This window comes from Beduini massiliensis, assembly GCF_000829905.1.
In the GTDB taxonomy this organism is placed as follows: domain Bacteria; phylum Bacillota_I; class Bacilli_A; order Erysipelotrichales; family Coprobacillaceae; genus Beduini; species Beduini massiliensis.
Genome location: NZ_CDPP01000002.1, coordinates 64,114 through 89,012 on the forward strand (window position 1 = coordinate 64,114; position 24,899 = coordinate 89,012).

Below are 24,899 nucleotides of genomic sequence, written 5' to 3' on the forward strand. Positions count from 1 at the left end.
GGAGTAAAAAAGCTATCTAAATTTGATAGCTTTTCATGCTTAATAAAGGAGTAATTATCTTTTAAACCCCTTTATAATTTTAGTCTTTCCATTTGGATAATGAATTGCGATCTGGCAGCAACCACATACCCGGCATTGATAATAATAGGCTTTACACTTCCCATTTTCTTCGTAGAACATATCATACGTAGATACAATCTCTCCACATTTACACTTAAAAATCATTTTCGCACCTCCTAATATATAAAAACAATATTAATCTTAAACGTAGTATTTGTAAATGTGTTGGTGTGTATAAACAAAAAAGCCTAAACCATTAAAGGCTTAGGCGATATCTTGTTAGTTCTATATTCTGTTAAAGTTTTATATACGTTGCTTAGATCCTCTGTAGTTATTATTCCTAATGTCACTGCAATAGTAAGCTGACCAAACACAATTCCCTCTGAATATTCTATTATTTCTGTATCCGTTGGATCTTCATGAATCGCCGGTACAAACCCACCTAAAGGTGAAATAATGTTAATCAGTATTATTTCTCTTAATTTTATATAATCCATATTTTCTCCCTCAATATACTAATAATTCTTTTAAACTATTATAGAGTATATTATAAGAAATTAAAATATGGTAATATCTACATTATTCAAATATCCTAAAACAATTTATAATGCTTCATAATGCATATTTACAATTTTTTGTACTATAATTTAACTGTAGCGATAGGAAATTCTATGTGAACCTGTCTGCGCCTCCCATTAAAAATGGGAGTTTTTATTATAAATTTATATTGACATTTCCTTAAACTAGATGTAGTATAATATACAAGTTAGCGATAGAGAATTCTACGTGAACCTATCTGCGCATGAGGGCTCTCTATGAGAGCTCTTTTTGTTTATTGGAGGAAATTTTATAATGGCTAAACCTTTTAAAACAATTGATGAACAATGTACCCTTCTATGTTCTAGAAATTTAACATTTACTAAAACAGAAGATGCAAAACGTTTTCTTTTAACTAATAATTATTATAATGTAGTAAATTGTTATGGAAAATTTTTTATTGATCATGGTGATGTTTTTATCGATGGGACTAACTTTAACGAACTTACATGTGTCCATTATTTCGATAAAGAAATTAAGAACATTTTATTCAAATATATTATTGAGATAGAAAAGCGGCTTAAATCAATTATAGCTTATTATTTTTCCGAGGCACATCAAGGAGATCCTTATCCATATTTATACACCCATAATTTTAATAGCAATAATATATTAAAAGTAGCTCCATTAATTTCATCGCTTTCAAATATCATCAAAAAGTATTCCACAGCGCTCACAAACAATTCCATAAAACACTATATACATGTACATAAAAGTGTACCACTTTGGATTATCTGCAATTATATGTCATTTGGACAAATAGTACTATTTTATAAAAACATGAAGCGCCCAGAACAAAATAAAGTGGCAAAAGAATTTAGTGCAATATTAAATGAAAGTTTAGGAAGAAATGATATTAAATTACAAGTAAAGCACGTGATTTCATATTTAGATAATTTGTTAGAAATAAGAAATTTAGTTGCTCATAATAATAAAGTGTTAGGATATAAGTGCAAACAAAATACACTTTATATTAAAGAATTACATTCAAATTATAATGCTAACCCTAATTCACCTCGACAAAGTGTGTTTGATATTTTTATAGTTATGCGTTGTTTCCTAGATAAGAACCAATACATAGAAATGCACAATACTGTGCATAAAAGAATAAAAAATTTAAAGAAAAATATTAAGACAATTGATCCAGATAAAATTTTAGATTCCTTAGGTTTTAGTCAAATTTGGTATGATAACGGAAAAATACCACAAAAATAGCCCTAAGTCCTTAATTGGACCTAGGGTTTTATTTTAGACATATTCTCTAATCTGATCAAGATAGATTTCATCTTCCCATACACCGCATCGAATAACATAAGTACGGTTTTTCTTTTCTATAATAAACACATCCTGTTGATAACACATTAATGGCAACGGGTGCCAGTATATTGTTTTTGCGTTGCTTACAAGCAATACTTTAGGTAAGTTTTCCATACTTTACCCCTTAATTACTAACGCTTGTCCCGGATAAATAGTATCTGATTCTAATCCGTTCCATAACATGATGTCTCGATATCTTGTAGGATCTCCCAACAGTTGTGCTGCAATATCCCATAATGTATCACCGGATTTTACGATATATTGTTGATCCGAATTAGAAGTAGCTTCTTGAATATCACCGTCATTAACAAAACACATACCATTATTAATTAAATATGGGTTATTAGTTCCCGGATAAATAGCGGTGATCGTTCCTTCTTTAATATCCGGAACTAAGGCTTCACCATTAGGCGGCCAACCAACTTTAGCGGTAGATGAACGATAACAACTTCCAAAATAAACGTATTCTCCAACACGGTGCTTTAATGGCTGTGGTGTAGGTGCTGGCATTGGTGCTGTTGGTTGATCTACGACATTATCTGTCACACCTGCGTATTTATCCCAAGCAGCTAAATCACCATAAAAAATATTGCAATCCAAGTTACCGCTATATCCATCTAAGCGACCACTAGATGTAAATTGCCACATCGCATAAAACGACCAGTGGTTAACTTTTGGTTCTGTGCCAGCGCTGGTCATATCGTAATTATAATCTGGCTCATAGTCCCTATACTTAGCTACCCATAAGCCATTACCATTAGCTACGACAGGTGACCAATCATATTGATTAACTACACTTTCAGACATATAAATCATGGGCTTTACTCCTGTTTCTCTTTCGACCATTTTAAGCCATTCTAACGCCCATCTAATATCGGCGGTCTCTTCCTCCCAATCAAGGACAAGGACGGCTTTTCCAATATAGTCTCGGCATTGACTAATAAAATGTTTTGCTTCTTGTTCAGGTGTATTTTGACTATTATTTGCAAAGTGATATAGCCCCAATTTCTTTCCTTTATTTAGCACCTGTTGAGCGTGTTCATTAAAAAAAGGATTAATATAGTCTATTCCCTCTGTTGCCTTTACGATCGCAAAATCAAAGGCAATTTGGTTAAGGTAAAGATTACTTTGCCAACTTGAAATATCGATTCCATATAAACTCATACTAGTTGCCCTCCTGATAGTCTAAGGCTTTTTTTATTTCATCGAATACCGTATTGACAAAATCTTTAATCACAGTCACCGTGACAAAAGGCTTTATTAACACTGGTAATTTGGTACGAATATTTTGAATAACGAAATTTAACTTTTCTTCATTTTCTCCTTTGTTAAATAGCTCCTCAGCTTTAACAATATAATCAATCGCTAATCCTCTTAATGTTTTCTTTTTAATAGAATAGGTTAAACCACTTACAGTTACTAACCCTATTACAATAATACTAATTAATGTTTGTTGGTCCATTTCTTTTCTTCTCCTTATTTAATCGGTAATTTTTTTATTTCTTCATCCATTTTCGTAATCATGCCGTTACCACCTAAATCGTGATAGGCTTCATACATCATCGTCCAATTTTGATAAGCGTAGCTTGGAATCTCCCCCAATTCTATATATTTATCATGGTACTGAATGAGCTGCACTCTTAACAAGCAGCAAATAGCTTCCTTAATGGCACTTTCTTTTGTGGTGTTCGCGTGCTTCCTATTTTCCCTAAGACGTTTATTATCCTTATAGAGTTGTTGCACCATAAAGCTTAAAAGCCCAACCGTGAAGCTTACTGCACCCGTTATAAAATAGTTCATCTACTTAGTTTCCCTTCTCTAAAATAAAAGGAGCAGCTTATTTAGCTAACTCCTCTGATCCTAAATCCAATAAGATTTTTCGCACTTTTTCTTTTAATGTTTTTGGTACTGCATTAAATTCTAACTTTCCATCTAAAATGCGATATGCTAAAAATTCAGCCATAGCTTATACCTCCTCTCCTAAGATAATTGTGATAAGTTCCTGCAAAGCATTCCCTTGCCTTTCCTGTTCTTCTTTTATTTCCTGTAATGGGTCCTTCCCAAAGTCTAATGGTTTAAACACAAACTGATGATTTATATAACAATATTGATCTATTTCCCTTGCAAACTCTAAATAAGGTAATGGTAAATCTTTTCTTTTAAGTTTTACGATAATGTCCGTTTCCAAATAGTCGCAATCCATCGCAATAATTCGGCTATCCATATTTAATTGCAACACTACATCCAGTTCACCTTCATCGATTGGAATTGGATCATAGATTTCTTCCTCATTTATTAATTCCATATTATTCCTCCTATTCCGGCATTTGAATAAATTCTAAATTAGATGGCGCCACTCCTATTACTCTCTTTCCCTTTTCTAATCGGTGGACGGCTGCATCGGGTAATGTAGCTAAAAATTCAAAAATCCAATGTGCCTTTTTTTCTTCGGTATATTCTCCTAATACGGTTTCGTTGTGTTTTACAATATAGCTATTTTCAGTTTTTTCAACTTCAATATTTCCGCATAAATTGACCACTATATCTCGCTTTTGATTTTGAATAAGAATAATCATTTTAATCCTCCTAGTATTTAATAATATAATTTAAAACAATGTAAGGCTGCATATTGTTGTGTGCCTGTCCTCCGCCAGTATTGGTAATACTTACGGTACCGGTATGAGCGTGAGCGCCACCGCTATTAACTGTAATTGTATGACTATGCCCTCCGGCACTCGCTGCTGTTCCGCTAATACTGTGAGTATGGGCTCCTGCACTTCTCGTCCCAATGGATGTAGAACTATTCAGCCCTACAACTCTATCATTGTAAGCTGGTGATGAATTCGTTAATCCATATTTAGTATCGAGCTTATTGAACGTAGACTGGTCCATGTCATGATAATGTGTTCCTGCACTTGCTGCACTACCACTAACAGAATGTGTATGAGCACCTGTACTGTTGCTACTGGCAGTATGCGTGTGGGCACCCCCGCTATTTATCGTAAGAGTAGCAGAATGGTTATGAGAGGGCATTTCTTGCGCAGTTAAGGTATGTGCCTTTTCTCCGCCCTTATTCCCAAGTGTTTTTAAGTCTGTGTCTCGATCATCTTTTCCAACCGGAACGCGTCCTCTTAAATCCGGTAGGTTAAAGGTTGTGCTTCCATCGCCACTCCCATAAATCGTGCCAATAACATTAAACAGATTCGAATAAGTAGTTCTACTTACGGCTTGTCCTTGACATAATAAATACCCATTAGGGGCTGTTTCTCCGGGAAATGGGATTGTTCCACCTGTAGGCAATAAATATTCAAAATATTGCTGTATTTTACCAAATAAAACTTTAACTTGTTCGCCACTTTGTATATTTTCTAATTGGTTAAATTCTTCAAAACTAATAATAGTATCACTAAAATCTCTTACTGCGCTTCTAGCTTCCTCTGCAGCAGTATTTGCATTGTTTGTAGCATTTTGTGCATTTTTAACCGCTTCCGCTGAGATTGTTTGACGTTCTGATTCATTTTCGATACGTACTGTTTCATTTGCAATACGCTCGTTTTCTTTAGTAATGCGAAGTGCTTCTTTTTCTTCCCTAAGGCGTTCATTTTCGATACGTTCGCTTTCTTTAGCTTTGCGAGTGTTTTCACTATCTATTCGTTCAGCTTCACTGGCTAAACGTTCGTTTTCTTTAGTAATACGAAGCACTTCTTTTTCTTCCCTAAGACGTTCGTTTCCGATGCGTTCACTTTCTTTAGCATTACGAGTGTTTTCACTGTCTATTCGTTCAGCTTCACTGGCTAAACGCTCGTTTTCTTTAGCTACTCGATTCGTTTCACTCTCAACACGTGTTATTTCATCAGCTTTGCGTTGATTTTCATTTTCAATACGTGTGTTTTCATTTTCAACCCGAATGGCTTCCTGTTTTTGGTATTCTTGTTCTATTAAAATTAGATCAGAAACTATTTCTTGTTGTTCGCTAGCGATTTCTTGTTGCTGTTTTGCTTCCGTGATCAATTCTTGCAACGGAGCATCGTATTCATTTTTCACAATCTCTCGAATAAGAGCCTGTAGGATTTCCGTTTCTGTAGGTCCATGCTGAATAAAGTCTTGATTTAAAGATTGCCCAATACAAAACTTAACCGGTTCTAATGTAAACTTAACCCCCTCTTTTATAACAGCAGCTTGCACATACAAGGGACCATCGTGTTTAAATGCTTCTGCCGGTAATGTTATTAAGCTGGTTGTGCTATCGAACAGAATAGGCACTGCTTTAGGCTGTTGATAGCTATAACCACAGAACCACAGCCAACTATAACCGTCATATTTGTTATCAAATTCGACCTGTATTTGTAAGTTCTCTGCATACTGGTTAGCAATATTCGTATTGTCTGTTGTCAGAATATCCCCTATTTGATTAATTTTTCCTACAATCATTTAATCACCTCCTCTAATCGTTTTTCTAAGGCTTCAATGCGTTTTTCTAACGATTGCACTTTCTGTATAGCGGCTAAATATAATACACTGTAATCTACAGAATAATATCCATTTCCATCCTGCGACAACACATACTTTTCAAAAGGATCTCCGATAAAATCTTGTGCAATCACTCCAATTTTATTTTTTTGACCACTTATATAATCAAATTGTTTAATCTTTACTCTATCAATCAAATCTTCTAAATGGGTATCAGTTATATTTTCTTTAAGGCGTTTATCAGAAGTAACAGTTATTTGATAACTACTAAAAGTATTATCTTTATTCACGTTAAACATGTTTTTCAGTTGCCCATTACTATCATAAACATCCAAAAAAATAGTCTCTATGTTTGCATCTACTACTGTATTATATCCTCCGAATTGATTTGATAAAGATACTGATCCTTTTCCTAAAATACGTACCGCTCCGTTTTCACCCATTTTAGAGAATCGAATCCCTATATCTTTTGAAAAATTGATATACTTTCTTCCTGTATACCCAGAATCTTGATTTTGCCCAACATAAATATTATCTCCAACAGTCAAATCCGTTCCAACATTAATAGCTGTCTCTCCGGTAATGGTCCCACCCATGATATCACCATAAAATTTTCCACCGCCTGAAACAACCATATTTCCATTACTATCTACTTTAAATTTATTATTTATATTAATGTTTCCACCATTGATATTAGCCCCTTCTACAGTAATCGCCCTTAGAGTACCTGCAGTAATGAAATCTGCATTAAATTTACCGTCTATGGTCCAAGCACTGACATAAGGTCCTTGCCAGCCTTGTTGACTAAAAGCAATCCCACCAAGGTTAATCCGGATGCAATATTTTGCTGTCTCTTTCGGTAACTTATCTAAGATATAGATTTCGTTTTCGGTCATATAAATGTAGCCCTTTTGCGCCCAATTGTTAATCAATTCTGTTGCTGCTTGTTGGGCTTGATGTAAAACGGATCCTTTAAACTTTTCACCATCTTCACCGAGGATAGAAGCAATTTTATCTATCCTAGTTGTTAGTTGTTGCGGTGCTGTTGAAAGAGTAATAACATTCATATAGCTTTCATTTTCAAGTTTATATTCCCTGTATTTAACTACTTTCTCTATAACCTCGATTTCATTAGTAACAAAAAGATGAACTAAATCATAAAGACGAATGGTAAGAAAAGCATAATCCGGATTATTTTTAGCTAAATCTATGATATTAGCAATATAAGATTTAATTGGATAAGCTAATTCCTTTAGTTTTTTCTTTGCACCTTCTAAAAGATTCTCTTTGACCGTATAACGTTCATCTTTCCAACACCCTGATACAATATTTTCTTTGTATCCTAGATCCTCCACGTATTCCTTATTGCTATTAATACTAGCAAAGGTAAGGTCGTCTTTTCCATAGGCATACAAACGGTTTATAAAGTTGCTGCTATCTCCTTTCTCCACTACCTCTTTTAAATTTAACTCATTATGGAGATATAAGCCTTTATCCACCACCTGCTCAGGATCTAAAACCGTTATTTTCTTGTTTATAGTATCAATCTCATAAACTACTTTAAAGATATCTCTCAATTCCGTTAATACATCATAAGCATTTACTCCTTCTAGTTCAGGAGTACGCTTTATGACTGTTATGTTGGCATTTTGTACAGTCCAACCTGTAGGTTTAATATGCTCCAACAACTGAGCTAACGTTTTTGTCTGAAAAGCAGAATCGTTTTTTGTGTCTTTATAGGGTTTATTGCTTCTCCATTCATCCATATATAATTCTGCAGTAAACATCACTTCATCATCGACACGATTTACCTTTTTTATTATATATAGATTGGGGTGATTCACATCTTCTTTAAGTAGGATTTCTTCTCTTAGAAATGAATATACCTCATCTCTGACAGATAATGTAAAGCATAACGTTTCCTCGCCACCGTACAAATAATCTACATAATAATTATAAGCATTATTCACAGGAATCCATTTGCCGTTATATAATTGCAGCATATATTACACCCATATTGGATAAAACTCGATGGAAACCTCAATCGGTCCGCTAACTTCAATAGCGTTTATTCCAACTTCAAGATAAGGAAAATGACCATCTTTTAACACTACATTTAACATATTATTATCTTGATCACACAGGACCTTCTTTTTTATTCCATCAAGAATATATTCCTTTCCTTTCACTAATTTTTTAATTACATGCCCTCCTATATTCACACTTTCACTATCCTCTAATGCAGTTATTTTATAAATACATGGGCAAGAGAATGTACCGATTACAGATATAAGATTTATTTCACTTTTAAGTATCATTTTCACTAAAGGCGATTTTTTTATCACAAGCACAGTTACACTTAATTCATAGATATCGCCGCCAATATGTTTATAAGATAAACTATTCTTTTCAGTTAGTTTTCCATCGTATAAGTATAAGTCATCCTCTATAAATACATCTTTTAAAATAAGAGATACGAAAAAGCTCATGTCTTTTTCACTTTCAAACACGAGCTTTAATATTTTTTGTTTTGGAGTTATAGAATAGCCATAATTTACGATACACATTTCATGAGCATACAGGTGCTGAATAATACTAGGAGGAGAATCAACAAAGGAAACAAACGTCGCATTTAAGTTTTCTAAACTATACCCATTTATTTTCATTTTTCGCCCCTCCTAAAAGCATAATTCTTCCTGATTAAATTCTTTTGTTGCAATTGCAATTTTTCTACCGTTTACTACTACAGGAACTTCAATCGTAATGCGTTTACTATCCGCATTTCCTTTGCTGTATGCTTGGTTTTCTTCTTTAGTCAATACACGTTCTCCTTCATGCAATCGTGCATTGTACCCATCATACGGAACATAATCAAGACCGTTATAGTGACTTAATCGTGGTCCTCCGCTCCATGAACCGCTCACACCGTTTATTTTGTTAGCGATCATATCCGATCTTTGTGTTAACCAGTCAAAAACACCACCGGCCCAAGATGATAACTGATCCCATGCTGTCTTCACTTTTCCAGTTTGCATATTTACCTTTTCTTCAATACCCGGCGTAGCTTCTTGAATTTCTGTTTTAATTCCCTCACACGCTTCCTCTGCTTTTTGAATCTGTTGTTTTCTTGTTTCTTCTGCTGAATCAACCATAGCCTGATACTCTTCTTCTGTTATAAGTCCAGCTTGTTTCAATCGTGAAGCTTCTTTAACAACACCATCATATTTTTCATTGGCTGCATTGATTTCTCCATCACGTGCCTCATTTGCTTTTTTTATCATATCGGAAGCCATATCCGCCGATAATCTTCCCTGATAATCTTTCATACGCTCACGAATGACAGCAGCTTCTGCCTCTGTTTCGCTGAATGTAGTAATCGCATTGTCCCTCATTTGACTTTGAATATCATTAATTTCTTGTTGCTCTTGCTCTGTAATCGATCTGTTTTGATCAGCAGCGTTTTGATAGATTGCTTGAATTCTTGCCTTACAATTATCAACAATAGCGACCTGTTCTTCATGCTTTGCTGTAATATTTGTTAATATAATGGATTCATGCTCATCCGTCATCCCTATATTATCACTAAAGAATTGTTGCAGAGTATTCAAAGAGGTTTGAGTAGTCTCATTTTGTTTAGCCACGATACTATCCCCCATATTATTAAACTTCGATATCATATCGTTCGCAATTTCGCCCGTGATTTTAGTATTATTCACCTTCATTTCATACATTGACTGGCTAACTTGATCGTCCATATCCACATAGGCTTGTACTGCTGCTTGTGTAGCTTCAGATATCTTTACAACAGTTTGACCTGTTATATCCCCAACATCGTTGTACGTTGTTATTACCTTATCTTTGAAAAGATCTACTTCTGGAATAACCTCCGTATTCAACACCTTATATATACCATATGCTGCAGTACCTATAGCTGCCGCACCAGCTACCCATGGAAGCGATGCAGAGGCAAGAGTACCTAAACTTGCAATAAATCCTCCACTAGAAGTAGCAGCACCAGCCAAAGCAGTTCCTAACTTCGCAGTGATTCCACCGCAATCCATCATCTTCAATCCAACATTCCCTAATGAAGTTCCTAATTTTCTAATTAAAGGAATCCCTTTAGAAATCATCGTCCCGGCCCCACTAAGTAGTGGTTTAAGTTTTCCATACGTGCTCACTAATCCACCGGTAACTTTTAATACTGGGCCTATAGCAATGGCCATAGCGCCCCATTTGAGAATGCTTTGCTGTTGTTCCGGAGTAAGTTTAGATAACCATCCAGCTACGTCACCAATGACATCTGCAACTTTTTCAACAATAGGAATCAAGCTCTGCCCAAGTTTTATACCACTGTTCTTTAATTCATTGAGTGCGCCTTTCATTCTTTCTGCTGGTGTTGCATCCATCTTTTCAAACGCTTCCTGTGTTGCTCCTGCGCTTGTTTGCATAGCACCGAGCATCTCATTGTACTCAGCACCATTGCCCTTAGCTAAAACGAGTGCTGCTGAACCCGCTTCAACAGAACCAAACATATCCTTTAGAGTTTTACCATTCTTTTCTGCATGATCACTCAATAGTTTTAATATGTCAGAAGTCGATTGCCCTTCTTTTTTAAGATCCGCAAAGCCTTTTCCTGTTAGTTCTCTCAAAGCTTTATCAGCAACGGAGCCTGACTTACCAAGTTCAGATAACATGGCTTTTAGATATGTTCCAGATTCAGCAGTTGCTATACCATTTTTAGTGAGTTGTGCATAAGATGCCGATAATTCATCGATGCCGAAATTAACAGAGTTCGCAACAGGTATAACCGCACCCATACTAGATGCCAATTCATCGACAGTGGTCTTACCCAAATTCTGTGTAGTAATCAGCATGTCGGATATCTTTGTTGCATCCTCGGCTTTCATACCGTAGCCATTTATGGCTGTTGTCATTACATCGACAGCTTTAGCTCCGTCAGTAAATCCACCTTTAGCAAGCTTCATAGCATCCGTAGTAAATTGAATAGCTTTTGTTTGATCAACACCTGCTGAAATAGATCCGTATACCGCTTCACTGAATTCTTCTACAGCGACCTTGCTATCACTCGATGCATCTAGCAAATCATTTTTATACTTTCCGTAATCCACTACATTCGCATCTAATAGAGTGGAAACCTTTGCAAAACTACTTTCAAAATCAACAGCCATTTTTGTTGCTGCAGTTCCTATCCCAACCAAAGGCAAAGAAACAGTTTTAGTTAAAGTTCCACCGAGCTTAGACATATTCTCGCCAACTTTCACAGTCTTTTCCATCTCTTTGGATACTGCCTTTGCTTTAGCCATTGCTTCAGTTTTCACCTGATCCATTTCAGTTTTAAAGTTCTTTATATCCACCTTAAGCTGAGTATAGAGTGGTGCCAGTTTAATGCCTTCTGCCATTAGTTTCCACCTCCTTTTTTAATGTGACGTCGAATAGCCGGGATATCAGCCTGTGTTTGTTGCAAACGCCATAAATCTTCTAAAAACTTTCTTCCCTGTTCTGTACGCATGTTATTGTAGATCCATGCATCTCTTCTATAAAGCAGAAAAAGGCTAATAGGAAGATCCATCACAGAATTAAAAGAAAGTCCTGTATAATCCGCTATTGCCTTTATTTCTCCGCTTGCTTTATCATAATTGTTTTCCCACTCCTCTCCTCCGAAATACTTAGAAAGAATAGCTTCTCTAATTCTCGGATCATCTGGAAGTGGGATCTTTAGTTTGGGTCATTAAGCGGTTTTCTACTTAATAAGACACATTCCTGATAAATTCGTGTCACTGCTCCTGCTGGCAATTCTCCGATATCTAATTTTGTAAACTTAATTTTTGCTGTATTTCTATTAAGTAAAAATAAGATCATTTCCATTTCATCTTGACGAGTAGATTCTGAATTTTGTTCATATTGTTGTACCTTCTCCATCTCTTTGTAGGAAAGTTCCGGGCAACGTATTACCTTATCACCGATCATGAATTCTACTGCACGATCTGCATATTTATTTAAATCAATAATCGTTTGTTTCATTATTCTGCGCCTCCTTGAACTGAATCAGCAGGTAAAGCCGCAAATTCTTCATCAGTTAATTCCTCTTCAAATTCAGCTAACCAATCTTTTTTCTTTTCGATTGCGGTCAGTTGTGCATCGATGGTTAATTCTTTTTCTCCACTAAACTCTAAAGCAAAACCGTTTCCTCCTTGAGCGATTGCTGTAAAACGAATATTTTTTCCGTTACTCTTTTGATGAACGAATCGTACTAATACGGTGGCTAATGGATTTTTCCCACCAAATACTAATTTCTTTACTTTCTTAGTTTTATCTACATCATATTTAGCTGTAGATAACATGGCTAATTTTTCCATCGCCCAGCTGATAATACCGGTCTTAATGGTTAATTCTTCCCCAACAACAAAACGTTTCACAATCTTTTTGTATTGGTTCTTCACATCATATAATTCCGGTTTATATTCAATCGCAAAACCGCTGTTACAATGTCCGACATTATTTTGATCTGTTTCGATCTCTGCATCTTCCGGGATTTCTTGACCATCAAAATTGATCATATACACTTCGCCAGCTCCCATTAAGATTTCTTCTTTATTTCCCATCTTGTATCCTCCATTTCACAATAAAAATAAGAGACAGTTCCCATACTTGAATACTGTCATTGAAAATTTGCCCGCCTCCGGCAAGACTTGCTCTAAATACAAAGTTATCTTGCACAAGAGAAGGCTTTGATATATCTACGTTTAATAATGCAATCAATTCATTACGCTTCTGTAACGCTCTATCAAGGTCATTATCAATTACCTTAATTTCATATTGGCTTTCACTTACTGGTCCGACACTGATTGGTGTGTGCATATAAATTAAGCCGGGAATTTCTGTAGTGAAGGAAGGCATCAGATTACAATGTATATGCCTATCGATATAGTGTTTTATCAGATACTCAAACACATTATTTGCCTCCCAACGTTTTTTCTATACGACTTTTAGCATTCAACTTTGCCCTATCTAAAAAAGGATTTGGTTTTTGTCCCTGTGTAACATATGCATTAAATCCTTTTTTCCTTAGAAACGCCATTACTCTTTTAGCTTCCGATAATGTATATACTTTTTTCGATTTTCTTGAACTATAACTACCTTTTATATATACCCAAGGTGTCTTTCGCCCTTTGCCATCTTTTGCATAAAGCCCGGTGCCCTGATGTACATAAGGAGCAATCTCTAAAGGACTTCCAACTGTGCCTGTAATAAGATCAGTCCCAAGTACCGTTTCGTGTGTGATAGAAGCACGTAAAATCCCCTGATCAACTGGACATTCCTTTTTTGCCTCTGCTTCTAAAATGATGCAAGCCTTATCCACACTTTTTAAAACGTTCTGAATCTGTGTGATTGTAGCTTCCTCCATACTTTTGACAAATGCTTCATTGTGATCACTCATACATCCACCGCCTTTAATAACAAATGCATTAGATTCCCATTTTGCACTGCACGTTCAATCCCATAAGTTTCTTCTCCTACTATCCGATACTTTTCTTTCTTTTCAAAGCCGTTGTAAAAAGTTAACCCAGCATAGTCATATTGATCATACCTCACACTTCCTACCACTGACATTTCATCAATTAGATAAACAGCTACCTTGATATTCTCAATGTCTAACCACGTTTGTTTTTCTTGACCAGATGGACCTCTTACTGCGTTTAACTTCTGTAGCTGATACAGCTGCATATCATTCATCACTGCCATAGATAGGTAGCCTCCTATATCGCTTTAACTTCCTTATATCATCTTTAGATAAAGTATCTGTAAAACTTGTTGACACCCCACTAAATGAATGAGAAGAAACGCCTTCATACCCTATACGGTTTACTTTAACAATAACAATATTCTTAACCACACCTTTCAGGCTGTTTGGAATATCTTCATTCTCTTTATAATTGATATAATCTTTAACATCATTAATTGCATCACCGATCATATCGTTTAAAAGAGTATCATCAATATTCGCCATATTTGGACGTAACTTAATTGACTTCAAAATTTCTTCATTCATGCTCGTTCCTCCCTAAAGGAAAAGAGGACCTTTTAAAGTCCCCTTATGCACCTGCGCTTGCTGTATCTTTAGTTGGGATAGGATTTTCTTCCGTATTAGCAACTTCAACTCTTACCGTTTTCATTGCCTGATCAGTTGGTACAACTGTGTAGTACATAACAGCAATTGCGTCTGTTCGCAATTCTTTTGAACCATACATGCATAACCCTCTAATACCATCTGCAAAACTTGTCTGTAAACGCATTGCTTCCATTTCATCTAACTGTTTAGCTGCACCAATGGCGCTTCTGTGATGTGCAATGATTTGATTTGCCGGTTTACATTCTGTACATACAATTTGCATACCGCCAATCGTTGCACCATCTACAATACCATTTGCTAATACAGTTGGATTTGATGTAAAGCGAGGATCTTTAGATAATAATCCTAATAATTCTGTGTCAACTGTACAGAAACGTTCCGTTTTGGGTACTTTCTGTTTTCCTAACAGAACTCCTAAATCTACGATGTAATCGTATAAATTATACTGACTTACTTCCTTTTTAGATGAAGCTGAACCGATCTTATTTTTTGTATCGGCACCAGCTGCCAGCGTAACAAAGAAATCTTTATCATATTGTTCAGCTAGTAACGCGGCGTGCTCTGATGTCGTTACACTCATTACATCTGCTTTTAATTGCACTTTATCCACATCTTCTAATGAAAATGCAAAGTATTTTTTTGTTGGGAAAGTCATTTCTATTGGCGTTGTTGAGATAGCGTCCCAATCAATTTTACCTGTGTAATCCTTAATAGCACCAGCGCCAATTCTATTAAAAATAACCTTATTTCCTTGAATTGATGCTGGTTTTGTACATAAGGCATCTGCAACGGATACCTGATGGAAGTTGTGAATTAACGCCCCTTCCCATAATGTCGGTTTAAAATTTTCTACTGACATACTCTTATCTCTCCTTTATCTTTATTTACTTTCTAATTCCGCAAATTGAGCTGCTACTTCTTCCGCACTCATATTATCGGCATTTTGGACTAAATCTTCAAATCCAGCCGCCTTGAAACCTTGTGGCGGATTGATCGGATCATTCCCTCTAATAACAGGAATGAATAGGTCTTTATACTGTTCAAGCAATGCTTTGCCCTGTTCATCGATACCGATTACCTTGTCCCCATCAACGCTGATTTTTTCCATATCAAACTTACTCTTTAATAAATCCGGATGCTTTGTTTTATTTTGTGAAAACCAGTCATTGATCGCTTTTTCCTTAGCAAACCCTTCCTGCATATCCTTCATTTCTTTTTTATACTGTTTTTCCATATCTTTGAGCTTAGTGTCTAAATCTGTTTTTTCTCCTTCGAATGTTTTAACAGTATTATTCAAAGTCGTAAGTTGCTCATTTGCCTTTGTAAGTTCTTTTTCTTTGGCATCATATTTTTCCTTGCTGACATATTCACCGCTAGCTAGATTAGCAATCTTGATCTGATTATCCTTGTTAGCCTGATTGTACGCCTCAACAGCTTTTACAAGTTCATCAAAAGACAGCTGCTTATCACCAAATAAATCCTTTAAAAAATTCATATTCGTCCTTTCATTCCACTATGTTTATTGTTTATATGTCGAGGCACTCTCGACAGTGAAATACATGCCTTTATGTCTCTGCATGTTAGAGAAATTTTAGTTTAAACAGTTTATATGCCATGTTAAGGGCAAAAGAAAAAGCGCCTATTTAGCGCTTATCTGTTATTCAGTTTATCCATTTCTTTTTTTAACTTTCTTTTTAAAGCAGCGGCTTTAACATTCTGACCATAATATTCAGCCTCTTTTATTTCTTCTTGAATTTTATGTGTAAGATCATTATGATAACAAACAAAATATTCTTTACCACAATGTGGACATTGATAGAATACTCGATATAATCCTGATGAATGTCGGTCTTCACAGAGTTTTAATTGAGTAGTATCAAATAATTTATTGCATTCCTGACATGTTATTTTCATACTATTCATTCTCGAATCTCTCAAAATCTTCTTGTGACAACTTCCCCTCCGCTACTAAACGTTTTCTTATCCTTGTTATATTTTCTTTTTGTGCTTTAGTTAATTTCGATTTATCGACCTGTTGAGGTATTGATATAGGACCAGTTACACGCCAAATATACTTATCATGTTGAGACATATACTGATAATTTTCTCGCTGCTCATCTTCATTCATTTTTCTGAATTGATCAATTGTTACAACTTTATCACTCATGTTCATGCCTCCTCTAGATATATATAAATCTTATCATCTTTCACTATAATATCAACTGGAATAAACACATTTTCTCTTGTATACAGAACTTCTTGCTCTTTCCAATTTAACAAAGAAATATCCTTACCTTTCTTACTATTTTCTATAATAATTTCAACATGCGAATCCGGATTATAAATTTTCCCTTTAGTAGTAGCAATATATTCAGGATAAACATGTTCTAAACCAATGACATGAGAATTAACAAAGCTATCTAAATGATCTTGTGTATAAAAATATAATGAACGTGTTACTCTTCCTTCATAATTCGGAAACTTATCCAATGCTTTATCTAAATCTTCTAAAAGCGCTAGTTCATCACTCTCTAAATTAAATCCATGTCTAAGAGAATCGTTTATAACATTGAAATCACCTGCAACGTACTTATTAGTAGCATAAAGTTCTTGATCGGTCAAATTATAAACGCTTTGTACATCAAGAGGTGTTAATTCGTCTTCAAATACCGGTAGCCATGTACATCTACAACCGGGATGACACGGAAGATTGGGTGCTTTATCTATTCGATAAACTTTTCTGTGATTTACACCGCATATTTCACACGTTCTTTCATCCTCAGCGGCCCACCAACGAACATATTTAACATCTGCATCTATCATTCCTCGCATTGAGGCTCTATTTAATGAATTAATAGTTTCTGTCCTAACGAGCCGGTGACACGCATTCATATCTTTGTTCATTCGGTTTGACAACTGAAACGCCATTTCCGTAATTGTCTTTCCTTCTGTAATTCCAGTAGAAAGAATACTATTTAATTCATTGGCTAATTTACCAGTATTATTCCATAGTCTTTCCGAGAATGACGATCCTTGCCATGGAGTATTAACAATGTCTTTACATGAATTTTTTGATAATTGAGAGAACTTTTCATCACTGCTGAATGATGTTTTATAAATATCTTGCATATGTTTAGATACGTTCTTAATCGTATCGTTTTCAACGCTGTCACCGATTTTTTCACATTCCTCGAGTATTTGCTCTTGAATAGACTTTAAATGCTGTACACGATATTTATCACTTCTACTAAGGGCAGTCTGTTCTTCTAATTTCATCAGCTCAGCCCGAATATTGTTCATTGCCTTACTGTAATGATCTAATAAAGCGATGTTTTCTTCTTCAAGCGAGTTATAAGAGTTCCAAACAACATTGGCAAGACGTTTCTCCCAATATTCACTATTCATTCTTATCCTCTTTTATGGGAACCTTATCCTTAAATGGATTGTTTTCCTCATTCTGCTTTTGAAGCTCCTCCAGTTCCTTCTCAACATCCTCAACCCATGGATGATTGGCAAGTATTGTTCTGTCACTAACAACATTTTTAGAAGCAGAACAATTTTGAATAGTCTCTGTCTCATCAGTTTTCATATCAACATTAAAAACAATTTTTATTTTCTGATCACTAGATCCAAGTTTTTTAATATCCATGAAAGTATTCACAAAGTATCGCAACATGTCAATTCCATTATTAAACTCTTGTGCCATGATGGAAGTTTTCAGATCCAACGATGAATACATCATCTTCAACGCTATTCCCGAAGGTGCATTCGCTAATTTCTCCGGGTCTTTAGAAACAGACTGACCATTCTCTGTAATATCCTTTTTAAGTTGCTGCCAATGTTCCTTAGAAGCATTGATGTCTGTCGATGGTGTTAATATTTCAACACCATCATCATCCTTTTCATCGAAGAACATCATACCGTGTTCTTTAATGTTTCTTTTAAATGTGATCGCTTCATCTGAATTATATCCATAAATAGCAATGAGATAATTAGTCACATCTTCAACGTAGTTTGCTGCCTTGCTTCGTGACTGATCATAATTATCTATGATTGTTTTAATGAACTTAATATCTGGGAGTTCTTTGAAGTTATTTTTAAACGGAATAAAAGGAACCATTCCCCACGATGTCCATTGGTCGTCGACATAATAATGATTAACAATTCCACCATTCTCATCATAGTTTCGTGTAGGACTATAAATAAGAATATCCTTATCTCTTCGATAATATTTTACATCTGTAGCCGTCCAAACCTCGATCTCTGTGACTGTCTTTCTAATATTTCCCTGCCAAGTATCAACGAAGCACCTTCTAATCATACAATCAAGTTCTGTGTGCTCAATATCTTTCCATACCGGAATACACTGTTCTGAAGGAACGACCATAAATTTTAATTCGCCAGTTGAACTAATATAGGGATGTAGCCATGCAATCCCTTTGTTGCTAGATTCATACCCAAGTCTTGTCAGCTTGTACTGAAAATCATCACCTAACACATCAGCAAACTTGCTTTTGTAATCTTCATCATCGCATACGAGCGAATAAGGTTTTGACAGCAGATAAGATACTTTCTCATCCACTTGATTCTTGTACTCAGCATGTGCTAGCCGGTTATCTGCCCTATACTTGTCATCCCCAGTTTTTTCTTTTACATCAAGAATATCATTGTCTACTTGATAATATTTATCACCAATCTTCATCAACTCAAGTGTTTTACTTTTTTCATGGGCATCTAAAATCACTTTTAACCTTTGTTCATTTATCTCATTCGTTTGATTCACCATACGTGCCGCCATCACCCCTTTCTTTATTGCGTTGATAATTTTCATATTATCCCCCCTTTAGTCGTTTTCCTAAAATTGTATAAACGAAATATCTTACTGCATCCATACAGTGATCATACTGTTTGACCGGTTTATCTTCTCCACGCTCTCCTGCTTTTGCATCCCATGTGTACGAAGCAAACTCTTTGATTGTTTCCTTACATAAAGCAGAAAAAAAGATAATTCCTAAATTCAAGGCATTACCCACTACACGAATTCCATCTTCAACATCGTTTTTAGCTTTCCTTACATGAAATCCACGTTTTCTAAGTTCCGCTATGAAAGAAGCTGCGGAGGGATCCACAATAACCGCATTTACTTTAACATTTTCTAACCACTGCAATAAATCATCGGCATATTCTCCATCAGTTTTTTGCTTACCTCTATCTCGACCGGAATAATAGTATTCTTTGGTACATATCCACAAGCCTAAAATTGTTTTCTGCCACAAAAGAAAAACGGTCGCATTTTGCGTACCGTAGTCAATACTGACATAATTAGTTGATTGCTCGTTGAGGATGTCTTTTATTTCACTAAGGACATGCTTAGCATTATCAAACATATCATAGATGATGCCCTCTGCTACAGTCCATAGTCCTAAAATATAGCGTTTGAAGAACACCCCCGAATACATTGATCGATAGCGTTCTTTCACTCTTTCAGATAAGCTAAGGTTATCATCCATTATGAAATGCAAATAGAGTAAATGCTTTTCAGTCTTCTTATCCATCCAATTTGTTTTAAACCAATGATATGGTCCGTCCGGGTTACAGTTAAACCAAAATTTAGATCCCTCAACTGAGCAACGTCCTGTAGCTTGATTGACAAAACTTTCCGGCATCAACGCCACTTCATCAAAAAATACACCGGCTAGTGTTATTCCTTGGATCAGATCTTGTGATCGTTCATCTTTACCCCCGAAGATGTAGAAATAGTTTTCTATCCCATTACGTCTAACAATGACTAAGTTATCCGCTCGATGATCTTCTACCTTATACCCTCGACTCTTTAGCATTAGTTTAAGCCAGAACAGAACGTTTCTTCTGAATGATCCAATAGTTTTCCCGCACATCCCGAAATTTTGATTTTGGAATGTGGTCATTGCCCATAACACATAGGATAATGACATGCACAATGTTTTCCCGGAACGTATCGCACCATCTGCGATTATTCCGTCCATATCTTTTACAGGAGAGGCGTTCGTCCACCAGTTTAATACTTTTCTTTGTTTCTTAGAAAATGGCTTAAACGTGAAATATGCCTTATTCTTTTTCATCTTCCCAATCCTCTTGAGCGGTTCCGTTCAAGGCTTCGATGAATCCATCATTCACCGCCGGATCATCGTCACCATCATCAAGTTTAGCTTTCAAACTAGCAATTCTAGCTTTTTGTTCCTCTGTTGCTAGCTGCCAATCTTTATGCAACATTTCATCATACTGCTTGATCATGCTCTCAAGAGTTTTCATTGCACGAGATTGTGCACTCATGAAGTTCGCTTGTTTGTCCCATGCTTGTTGAACATCGTATGCTGTTGTGTCCGGGCTTGCTAAGGATATCTCTTTCGTCATATCTTGCTGATCCTTAACATACATCAGTTTTTGTGCCCTAATAATAGCAGCGTACTGAAGCTGGATATTATCCCACAGCAAATCAAGCGAGCTCTTCTCTTTTACTTCTCCGAGGATCTCCAACGTTTCCTCCGGTAGCCATTTGCTAAAGAAGCCATGCTTTTCCGCGTTTGTATTTTGAGGAGGTGCTCCGCCTTGATTATTAAGTGCATTCTTGTTGTTAAGGGGTGCGCCTCTATTATTCTTTTTTTGTGTGCATACTTTTTTTGATTTTGTGTGCATACTTTTTTTATTCCAATAACGAGTTTTCCATGACTTTACTGTGTTAATAGAAACGTTGTATTTTTCAGCTATATCTTTGTATTTAAGACCATTTAAGTAATCTTCATATGCTAGTTCCCAATTTTCTTTCAAAGCTACTCACCACCTCCTTTGTGTTGTTTTGTGCAAAAGAAAAAGCACTTTTGAGTGCTTTTACAATTAATTGTTAAGTATATTAATAACACTACATGTTTGTTAAAAAATTTTAGAACAAACTCATATTTTCATTTTTATCTACATTTATTACATCTAATACTTCAATGATTGTATAATCGCTTTGTGTTCCTTCTATTGGTAAGCCAAACTCATTAATTTTATATTTTGATTTTAACTTCACCTTAAGTTTAGTACTTCCTAAGAAAGGTATTTCATTATTATGTACTCTATTTAAAAAGTCTGTATCAGTAACAGTTGCATTTATTTTTATTGTTCCAAAAAAAACTTGCCATTTTGAGCTACCATATAAATCTGGTTTTGTTACTGTGACAATAGTTTCAGCCACAACTTCCTCAATGTCATTCACTAATTTCGCCGCATCAATTGGCTTCTTAGCTTCTAAAACATCTTCCACAGTAAACTCTACTTTTGAATAATTTTCATTGTTATCGTTAACTGCAAAGCTTATTCCTTTTCTATCGTTATCAGTAGATATCTTATTGAATGTATTTACTAATGCTTTTTCAATTTGATCATTATTTGCATAAATATTTATAACGGCTCTATTAAAATTGTTTACTGTTCCATAATTATTTGTAATCTCTACATTGTTTTCATCAATTGCTCTGACTGATTTCGGATCACTACCATTAAGATGTTTTTTAATTTCTAGTATTGTTTTAAATGTTGTCAATACTGTTGGCATTGCTGATATTATTGCTGGATAATTACTTAATATTACCGCTAATATATCAATAGTAAAACTACCTTTTTTAACATCCTTAATTTTAAATTTACAAAACTGTTCTTCCTGTAACACTTCACTAGCAATTGTCTTCAATAATGAAACCGTATTCTTTAACGCTGTAGAAAAGGTTTCAATATCGATATCATTAGTACCCTCAAACTTTATTTGCAAACTTTCAATGTTTTCATCCACCATTCTTAGCATCTCCCATTCATCCTTTCCTTTATTTTACCGTCAATAAAGTTTGTTTACAATTGTATTCTACATTTTTATATTAGTTTCTTCATTATTTGCTAAACAGTTAAGTCCATTTAAACGGTTTTAAAGCAAAAAAGACACATTGTGCCTTTTTCTTGTAAACCTAATCAAATTAAGGGAGGTGTCGTTCTTTCAAATCAAACCACATTACCATAATAACACTTATTTAAGGATATAAAAAGTTACTTAGGTATACTAAGGTATACAGTTTATGGCTTTTTTATATAATTTCTTAATCCAAGGTAATGAATACCTCATAATGTCCGCTATCTCCTCCAATGATTTAAACTGAATAAATTTATATTTTAATACATATTTTAAACGATCATCTCTGATTTCGTCTATAATGCCTTCTATTTCGTTTAAGTCGCACTCTATACACGTTTTTTCTTCGATGTAGTCGTTTATTGACTTTCTAGGTCCGCTTATATCATCTTTATAAGAAATTGCCTTAACTCCCTCAATTTGATTGTTTAAGAAGATCCAACGATAATATTTATCTTTATAACTTTTCAGATAATTTACTTTTTCTTGATATGTCACACCTATCTTTCCTCCCAACATTTACGCTGCGCTTCCTCGTATGTTCCATCAAACAGCAAGCCATTTATATAAACAAGCAGTTCTCCCCGCCATAAGTATTCTTCTATGTCTTGTCCGTTGATCACGATTCTTCTTTCAGGTTCTATCATATAGAACTCCAATCTATTCGCTGATCACAAATTTCACAATGTGCTTCTGAACCATCTAAAGGATTATGACAATACGGGCAAAGCGGTTCATCTACATCTTTGCAATATGGTTTTGTTGGTGTTACTTTATCAATTAGCTTTTGTAAAACAAATATTTCCGAATGATAGAAATCAAATATAGATGGTTGATTTTCTTCAATTACATTGTCTTGATCTTTATACACATAAAGTTTAATATTACTATTTTTTAATGCGTTTAATGCGTCTTGATACTCATTCATTGTCTTTTATCTCCTGTATTAATTTGATTAATTTCTTTCAAAAACATATTATGATCATCGATGTAATAGTTCGCAAAAATCTTTCTTGGATTGTTTTTATAGAATTCTTTCATATGTGGCAAATTATCATTAACCGCATCAAATACGATTCCCTGACTCCTACAATACAGCAAGGCTTTTGTCAAGTGTGTACCTTCTCTCATCGTGTTAAGAATGATATAATGACCATTACTTTTAATTTTTCTGATCAGATCAATTACCGCTTCTATGGGTTTGCCTATATTTGGAAATTCATTCGTTACTATCGTTCCATCAAAATCAAAAGCATAAATTAATTTTTCCATCTTTAATCCCTTACTTTCGTTATTAATAAATTTTTAAATCTACTCAACGATATATCATGCTTGTTATTCTTTTCATCCTTAACAACTACATATTCCGTGCCATTATCGTTTTTTATATCGATTATTTCAAACTTAAAACCGTTTATTTCTCTTACAAATTTGTTCCCGATTTTTATATCATCCTCTTTTATCATTTTTCCTCCTCTTTTCTTCTTTCAATAGCCTCTTCAAGCATTTTTGCAAGTCTCTTTTTCTATAAGGACTTTTAGTTTTGCTAAGCTGCTCTTTGCATTCTTTTATGGTCATTTTTAAACCCATAACGACATATTCACATTGGTCAGCATTTTCTCTTTTGCTTCCTTATAAAATTGCTTTTTTATTTCAAACCCATAACAACTCCTATTCAATTCAGCGCACGCTCTTAATGTGCTAGCACTTCCAGCTACTGGATCTATAACAACATCCCCCGGATCAGTATAAATTTCAATTAATTGTTTAAGGACCGATACAGGCTTTTGAGTGGGGTGTATCTTGGGATAATTTCCCCCTCTATCCCATTCAAACCAATCTAATATCATACGCCCATCATTATTAAATTTAGGCAGCTTATCTCGATATAAGACAAGTGCAGTTTCTACTGCACCACAAATACGCATATTCGCTTTTAGAACTTGCGAAGATGATTTTTTTATAAAAAATAATGGTTGCGCATGATTAAACCCAAACTGCTTAGCATATTCTTTTATTTCGCTAAGCTGTTGCCATGAGCAGAAAATAATCATACAGGGTGCTTCTCTCTTTTCTTTAGGTTCTTTCTTTAAAAGCCTTGTGCAAAATTGAAAGAAATTATATATCTTAAAGTCATTATCTGTATCAAAGAATGTTTTTCCTGCCTTTTCACTTTCTCCATTTTTATTATCTCCACCCACATACCAATCACTTCTTGATCCATAAGCGTTTATCCCAATGTTATAAGGAATATCCGCAATGATTAGCTGTGCTCTTGGTATTTGATATCGTTTGGCATTTTCAAAGTGATCGTTAAATAATTCGATTTTTATATTCTCCATTTTATTCCCCCTTAAAGCAAAGGCGGACTACTGTCCTGCC

35 protein-coding genes are annotated in these 24,899 nt (G+C 35.0%); 1 reads left to right on the forward strand and 34 read right to left on the reverse strand.

Annotated features, from left to right (window positions below; translation table 11 throughout):
- Window positions 1–54 precede the first annotated feature (54 nt).
- A complete protein-coding gene (locus BN1225_RS14620; protein ID WP_156133032.1) occupies window positions 55–225 on the reverse strand; it encodes a hypothetical protein in 171 nt (56 codons plus the stop codon).
- An 83-nt stretch (window positions 226–308) separates the two neighbouring features.
- Window positions 309–557 carry a hypothetical protein gene (locus BN1225_RS00275; RefSeq protein ID WP_041137838.1) on the reverse strand — a complete coding sequence of 83 codons (249 nt, stop codon included), beginning with the start codon at window positions 555–557 and terminating at the stop codon, window positions 309–311.
- A 355-nt stretch (window positions 558–912) separates the two neighbouring features.
- Between BN1225_RS00275 and BN1225_RS00280 the strand changes: the two genes are divergently transcribed.
- A complete protein-coding gene (locus BN1225_RS00280; protein ID WP_041137839.1) occupies window positions 913–1,872 on the forward strand; it encodes an Abi family protein in 960 nt (319 codons plus the stop codon).
- 33 nt (window positions 1,873–1,905) lie between these two features.
- Here the strand turns inward: BN1225_RS00280 and BN1225_RS00285 are convergent, their stop codons facing one another.
- From BN1225_RS00285 to BN1225_RS00440, 32 genes are all read right to left on the reverse strand, one after another.
- Window positions 1,906–2,088: a hypothetical protein gene (locus BN1225_RS00285; protein ID WP_041137840.1), complete on the reverse strand. Its 183-nt coding sequence runs from the start codon at window positions 2,086–2,088 to the stop codon at window positions 1,906–1,908.
- Between the two features lie 3 nt (window positions 2,089–2,091).
- Entirely contained in the window at window positions 2,092–3,138 is a 1,047-nt protein-coding gene (locus tag BN1225_RS13925; RefSeq protein WP_052466144.1) for a GH25 family lysozyme, read from the reverse strand.
- Between the two features lies 1 nt (window position 3,139).
- Window positions 3,140–3,436 (reverse strand): hypothetical protein, encoded by a 297-nt coding sequence (locus tag BN1225_RS00295; RefSeq protein WP_041137841.1) that lies wholly within the window; start codon window positions 3,434–3,436, stop codon window positions 3,140–3,142.
- Between the two features lie 14 nt (window positions 3,437–3,450).
- The gene (locus BN1225_RS00300; protein ID WP_041137842.1) at window positions 3,451–3,774 is read right to left on the reverse strand and encodes a hypothetical protein; all 324 of its coding nucleotides are present in this window, start codon (window positions 3,772–3,774) and stop codon (window positions 3,451–3,453) included.
- Between the two features lie 37 nt (window positions 3,775–3,811).
- Window positions 3,812–3,937: a CD1375 family protein gene (locus BN1225_RS15020; protein WP_278247254.1), complete on the reverse strand. Its 126-nt coding sequence runs from the start codon at window positions 3,935–3,937 to the stop codon at window positions 3,812–3,814.
- 3 nt (window positions 3,938–3,940) lie between these two features.
- On the reverse strand, window positions 3,941–4,279 hold the full coding sequence (locus BN1225_RS00305) for a hypothetical protein (protein ID WP_041137843.1): 339 nt from the start codon (window positions 4,277–4,279) through the stop codon (window positions 3,941–3,943).
- A gap of 10 nt (window positions 4,280–4,289) precedes the next feature.
- Window positions 4,290–4,550 (reverse strand): hypothetical protein, encoded by a 261-nt coding sequence (locus tag BN1225_RS00310; RefSeq protein WP_041137844.1) that lies wholly within the window; start codon window positions 4,548–4,550, stop codon window positions 4,290–4,292.
- 10 nt (window positions 4,551–4,560) lie between these two features.
- Complete coding sequence (locus tag BN1225_RS13930; RefSeq protein WP_052466148.1) at window positions 4,561–6,405, reverse strand: phage tail protein; 1,845 nt, start codon at window positions 6,403–6,405, stop codon at window positions 4,561–4,563.
- A complete protein-coding gene (locus BN1225_RS00325; RefSeq protein ID WP_052466150.1) occupies window positions 6,402–8,447 on the reverse strand; it encodes a phage tail protein in 2,046 nt (681 codons plus the stop codon). Before BN1225_RS00325 ends, BN1225_RS13930 begins: the two co-directional genes overlap by 4 nt.
- Window positions 8,448–8,450: 3 nt before the next feature.
- Window positions 8,451–9,110, reverse strand: a complete 660-nt coding sequence (locus tag BN1225_RS00330; RefSeq protein ID WP_041137845.1) for a phage tail family protein — start codon at window positions 9,108–9,110, stop codon at window positions 8,451–8,453.
- A 12-nt stretch (window positions 9,111–9,122) separates the two neighbouring features.
- Entirely contained in the window at window positions 9,123–11,864 is a 2,742-nt protein-coding gene (locus BN1225_RS00335) for a phage tail tape measure protein (RefSeq protein ID WP_052466152.1), read from the reverse strand.
- Window positions 11,865–12,180: 316 nt separating this feature from the next.
- Complete coding sequence (locus BN1225_RS00345) at window positions 12,181–12,486, reverse strand: hypothetical protein (protein ID WP_041137847.1); 306 nt, start codon at window positions 12,484–12,486, stop codon at window positions 12,181–12,183.
- Entirely contained in the window at window positions 12,486–13,067 is a 582-nt protein-coding gene (locus tag BN1225_RS00350; protein WP_041137848.1) for a hypothetical protein, read from the reverse strand. Before BN1225_RS00350 ends, BN1225_RS00345 begins: the two co-directional genes overlap by 1 nt.
- Complete coding sequence (locus tag BN1225_RS00355; protein WP_041137849.1) at window positions 13,057–13,416, reverse strand: hypothetical protein; 360 nt, start codon at window positions 13,414–13,416, stop codon at window positions 13,057–13,059. The genes BN1225_RS00350 and BN1225_RS00355 overlap by 11 nt, the downstream gene beginning before the upstream one ends.
- Window position 13,417: 1 nt before the next feature.
- Window positions 13,418–13,903 carry an SPOR domain-containing protein gene (locus BN1225_RS00360; RefSeq protein WP_041137850.1) on the reverse strand — a complete coding sequence of 162 codons (486 nt, stop codon included), beginning with the start codon at window positions 13,901–13,903 and terminating at the stop codon, window positions 13,418–13,420.
- Window positions 13,900–14,208, reverse strand: a complete 309-nt coding sequence (locus BN1225_RS00365; RefSeq protein ID WP_041137851.1) for a hypothetical protein — start codon at window positions 14,206–14,208, stop codon at window positions 13,900–13,902. Before BN1225_RS00365 ends, BN1225_RS00360 begins: the two co-directional genes overlap by 4 nt.
- Window positions 14,192–14,515, reverse strand: a complete 324-nt coding sequence (locus tag BN1225_RS00370; RefSeq protein WP_041137852.1) for a phage head-tail connector protein — start codon at window positions 14,513–14,515, stop codon at window positions 14,192–14,194. The genes BN1225_RS00365 and BN1225_RS00370 overlap by 17 nt, the downstream gene beginning before the upstream one ends.
- Window positions 14,516–14,558: 43 nt before the next feature.
- Window positions 14,559–15,455, reverse strand: coding sequence for a hypothetical protein (locus BN1225_RS00375; RefSeq protein ID WP_041137853.1), 897 nt, complete (start codon window positions 15,453–15,455; stop codon window positions 14,559–14,561).
- Window positions 15,456–15,476: 21 nt separating this feature from the next.
- The gene (locus tag BN1225_RS00380) at window positions 15,477–16,091 is read right to left on the reverse strand and encodes a phage scaffolding protein (RefSeq protein ID WP_052466154.1); all 615 of its coding nucleotides are present in this window, start codon (window positions 16,089–16,091) and stop codon (window positions 15,477–15,479) included.
- Window positions 16,092–16,246: 155 nt separating this feature from the next.
- Window positions 16,247–16,519 (reverse strand): hypothetical protein, encoded by a 273-nt coding sequence (locus BN1225_RS00385; protein WP_041137854.1) that lies wholly within the window; start codon window positions 16,517–16,519, stop codon window positions 16,247–16,249.
- Window positions 16,512–16,763 carry a hypothetical protein gene (locus BN1225_RS00390; protein WP_041137855.1) on the reverse strand — a complete coding sequence of 84 codons (252 nt, stop codon included), beginning with the start codon at window positions 16,761–16,763 and terminating at the stop codon, window positions 16,512–16,514. The genes BN1225_RS00385 and BN1225_RS00390 overlap by 8 nt, the downstream gene beginning before the upstream one ends.
- 2 nt (window positions 16,764–16,765) lie before the next feature.
- The gene (locus BN1225_RS00395; RefSeq protein WP_041137856.1) at window positions 16,766–18,001 is read right to left on the reverse strand and encodes a minor capsid protein; all 1,236 of its coding nucleotides are present in this window, start codon (window positions 17,999–18,001) and stop codon (window positions 16,766–16,768) included.
- Window positions 17,994–19,427: a phage portal protein gene (locus BN1225_RS00400; protein WP_041137857.1), complete on the reverse strand. Its 1,434-nt coding sequence runs from the start codon at window positions 19,425–19,427 to the stop codon at window positions 17,994–17,996. The genes BN1225_RS00395 and BN1225_RS00400 overlap by 8 nt, the downstream gene beginning before the upstream one ends.
- Window position 19,428: 1 nt before the next feature.
- The gene (locus tag BN1225_RS00405; RefSeq protein WP_041137858.1) at window positions 19,429–20,697 is read right to left on the reverse strand and encodes a PBSX family phage terminase large subunit; all 1,269 of its coding nucleotides are present in this window, start codon (window positions 20,695–20,697) and stop codon (window positions 19,429–19,431) included.
- Window positions 20,684–21,403 carry a phage terminase small subunit gene (gene terS, locus BN1225_RS00410; RefSeq protein WP_041137859.1) on the reverse strand — a complete coding sequence of 240 codons (720 nt, stop codon included), beginning with the start codon at window positions 21,401–21,403 and terminating at the stop codon, window positions 20,684–20,686. The genes BN1225_RS00405 and terS overlap by 14 nt, the downstream gene beginning before the upstream one ends.
- Window positions 21,404–21,515: 112 nt before the next feature.
- Window positions 21,516–22,409, reverse strand: a complete 894-nt coding sequence (locus tag BN1225_RS00415; protein ID WP_041137860.1) for an LAPAL motif-containing putative phage structural protein — start codon at window positions 22,407–22,409, stop codon at window positions 21,516–21,518.
- Between the two features lie 258 nt (window positions 22,410–22,667).
- On the reverse strand, window positions 22,668–23,015 hold the full coding sequence (locus BN1225_RS00420; protein ID WP_041137861.1) for a hypothetical protein: 348 nt from the start codon (window positions 23,013–23,015) through the stop codon (window positions 22,668–22,670).
- A 2-nt stretch (window positions 23,016–23,017) separates the two neighbouring features.
- Window positions 23,018–23,164: a hypothetical protein gene (locus tag BN1225_RS14630; protein WP_156133033.1), complete on the reverse strand. Its 147-nt coding sequence runs from the start codon at window positions 23,162–23,164 to the stop codon at window positions 23,018–23,020.
- Window positions 23,161–23,445: a hypothetical protein gene (locus tag BN1225_RS00425; RefSeq protein ID WP_041137862.1), complete on the reverse strand. Its 285-nt coding sequence runs from the start codon at window positions 23,443–23,445 to the stop codon at window positions 23,161–23,163. Before BN1225_RS00425 ends, BN1225_RS14630 begins: the two co-directional genes overlap by 4 nt.
- Window positions 23,442–23,789, reverse strand: a complete 348-nt coding sequence (locus BN1225_RS00430) for an HAD family hydrolase (protein ID WP_041137863.1) — start codon at window positions 23,787–23,789, stop codon at window positions 23,442–23,444. Before BN1225_RS00430 ends, BN1225_RS00425 begins: the two co-directional genes overlap by 4 nt.
- A 2-nt stretch (window positions 23,790–23,791) precedes the next feature.
- The gene (locus BN1225_RS00435) at window positions 23,792–23,983 is read right to left on the reverse strand and encodes a hypothetical protein (protein ID WP_041137864.1); all 192 of its coding nucleotides are present in this window, start codon (window positions 23,981–23,983) and stop codon (window positions 23,792–23,794) included.
- A gap of 114 nt (window positions 23,984–24,097) precedes the next feature.
- A complete protein-coding gene (locus BN1225_RS00440; protein WP_041137865.1) occupies window positions 24,098–24,859 on the reverse strand; it encodes a DNA-methyltransferase in 762 nt (253 codons plus the stop codon).
- Window positions 24,860–24,899: the final 40 nt, after the last annotated feature.

Excerpts from the sequence above, each read along its gene's own strand:
- BN1225_RS00415 (WP_041137860.1), bottom strand. The coding sequence starts at position 22,409 with ATGGTGGATGAAAACATTGAAAGTTTGCAAATAAAGTTTGAGGGTACT.
- BN1225_RS00325 (WP_052466150.1), bottom strand. The coding sequence starts at position 8,447 with ATGCTGCAATTATATAACGGCAAATGGATTCCTGTGAATAATGCTTAT.
- BN1225_RS14630 (WP_156133033.1), bottom strand. The coding sequence starts at position 23,164 with ATGATAGAACCTGAAAGAAGAATCGTGATCAACGGACAAGACATAGAA.
- BN1225_RS00365 (WP_041137851.1), bottom strand. The coding sequence starts at position 14,208 with ATGGCAGTGATGAATGATATGCAGCTGTATCAGCTACAGAAGTTAAAC.
- BN1225_RS00380 (WP_052466154.1), bottom strand. The coding sequence starts at position 16,091 with ATGAATTTTTTAAAGGATTTATTTGGTGATAAGCAGCTGTCTTTTGAT.
- BN1225_RS00300 (WP_041137842.1), bottom strand. The coding sequence starts at position 3,774 with ATGAACTATTTTATAACGGGTGCAGTAAGCTTCACGGTTGGGCTTTTA.
- BN1225_RS00360 (WP_041137850.1), bottom strand. The coding sequence starts at position 13,903 with ATGAGTGATCACAATGAAGCATTTGTCAAAAGTATGGAGGAAGCTACA.
- BN1225_RS00275 (WP_041137838.1), bottom strand. The coding sequence starts at position 557 with ATGGATTATATAAAATTAAGAGAAATAATACTGATTAACATTATTTCA.
- BN1225_RS00285 (WP_041137840.1), bottom strand. The coding sequence starts at position 2,088 with ATGGAAAACTTACCTAAAGTATTGCTTGTAAGCAACGCAAAAACAATA.
- BN1225_RS00400 (WP_041137857.1), bottom strand. The coding sequence starts at position 19,427 with ATGAAAATTATCAACGCAATAAAGAAAGGGGTGATGGCGGCACGTATG.
- BN1225_RS00330 (WP_041137845.1), bottom strand. The coding sequence starts at position 9,110 with ATGAAAATAAATGGGTATAGTTTAGAAAACTTAAATGCGACGTTTGTT.
- BN1225_RS14620 (WP_156133032.1), bottom strand. The coding sequence starts at position 225 with ATGATTTTTAAGTGTAAATGTGGAGAGATTGTATCTACGTATGATATG.
- BN1225_RS13925 (WP_052466144.1), bottom strand. The coding sequence starts at position 3,138 with ATGAGTTTATATGGAATCGATATTTCAAGTTGGCAAAGTAATCTTTAC.
- BN1225_RS00335 (WP_052466152.1), bottom strand. The coding sequence starts at position 11,864 with ATGGCAGAAGGCATTAAACTGGCACCACTCTATACTCAGCTTAAGGTG.
- BN1225_RS00295 (WP_041137841.1), bottom strand. The coding sequence starts at position 3,436 with ATGGACCAACAAACATTAATTAGTATTATTGTAATAGGGTTAGTAACT.
- BN1225_RS00440 (WP_041137865.1), bottom strand. The coding sequence starts at position 24,859 with ATGGAGAATATAAAAATCGAATTATTTAACGATCACTTTGAAAATGCC.
- BN1225_RS13930 (WP_052466148.1), bottom strand. The coding sequence starts at position 6,405 with ATGATTGTAGGAAAAATTAATCAAATAGGGGATATTCTGACAACAGAC.
- BN1225_RS00280 (WP_041137839.1), top strand. The coding sequence starts at position 913 with ATGGCTAAACCTTTTAAAACAATTGATGAACAATGTACCCTTCTATGT.
- BN1225_RS00350 (WP_041137848.1), bottom strand. The coding sequence starts at position 13,067 with ATGGGAAATAAAGAAGAAATCTTAATGGGAGCTGGCGAAGTGTATATG.
- BN1225_RS00385 (WP_041137854.1), bottom strand. The coding sequence starts at position 16,519 with ATGAATAGTATGAAAATAACATGTCAGGAATGCAATAAATTATTTGAT.
- BN1225_RS00345 (WP_041137847.1), bottom strand. The coding sequence starts at position 12,486 with ATGAAACAAACGATTATTGATTTAAATAAATATGCAGATCGTGCAGTA.
- BN1225_RS00375 (WP_041137853.1), bottom strand. The coding sequence starts at position 15,455 with ATGTCAGTAGAAAATTTTAAACCGACATTATGGGAAGGGGCGTTAATT.
- BN1225_RS00310 (WP_041137844.1), bottom strand. The coding sequence starts at position 4,550 with ATGATTATTCTTATTCAAAATCAAAAGCGAGATATAGTGGTCAATTTA.
- BN1225_RS00430 (WP_041137863.1), bottom strand. The coding sequence starts at position 23,789 with ATGGAAAAATTAATTTATGCTTTTGATTTTGATGGAACGATAGTAACG.
- BN1225_RS00305 (WP_041137843.1), bottom strand. The coding sequence starts at position 4,279 with ATGGAATTAATAAATGAGGAAGAAATCTATGATCCAATTCCAATCGAT.
- BN1225_RS00370 (WP_041137852.1), bottom strand. The coding sequence starts at position 14,515 with ATGAATGAAGAAATTTTGAAGTCAATTAAGTTACGTCCAAATATGGCG.
- BN1225_RS00425 (WP_041137862.1), bottom strand. The coding sequence starts at position 23,445 with ATGAATGAGTATCAAGACGCATTAAACGCATTAAAAAATAGTAATATT.
- BN1225_RS00395 (WP_041137856.1), bottom strand. The coding sequence starts at position 18,001 with ATGAATAGTGAATATTGGGAGAAACGTCTTGCCAATGTTGTTTGGAAC.
- BN1225_RS15020 (WP_278247254.1), bottom strand. The coding sequence starts at position 3,937 with ATGGCTGAATTTTTAGCATATCGCATTTTAGATGGAAAGTTAGAATTT.
- BN1225_RS00390 (WP_041137855.1), bottom strand. The coding sequence starts at position 16,763 with ATGAGTGATAAAGTTGTAACAATTGATCAATTCAGAAAAATGAATGAA.
- BN1225_RS00405 (WP_041137858.1), bottom strand. The coding sequence starts at position 20,697 with ATGAAAAAGAATAAGGCATATTTCACGTTTAAGCCATTTTCTAAGAAA.
- BN1225_RS00435 (WP_041137864.1), bottom strand. The coding sequence starts at position 23,983 with ATGATAAAAGAGGATGATATAAAAATCGGGAACAAATTTGTAAGAGAA.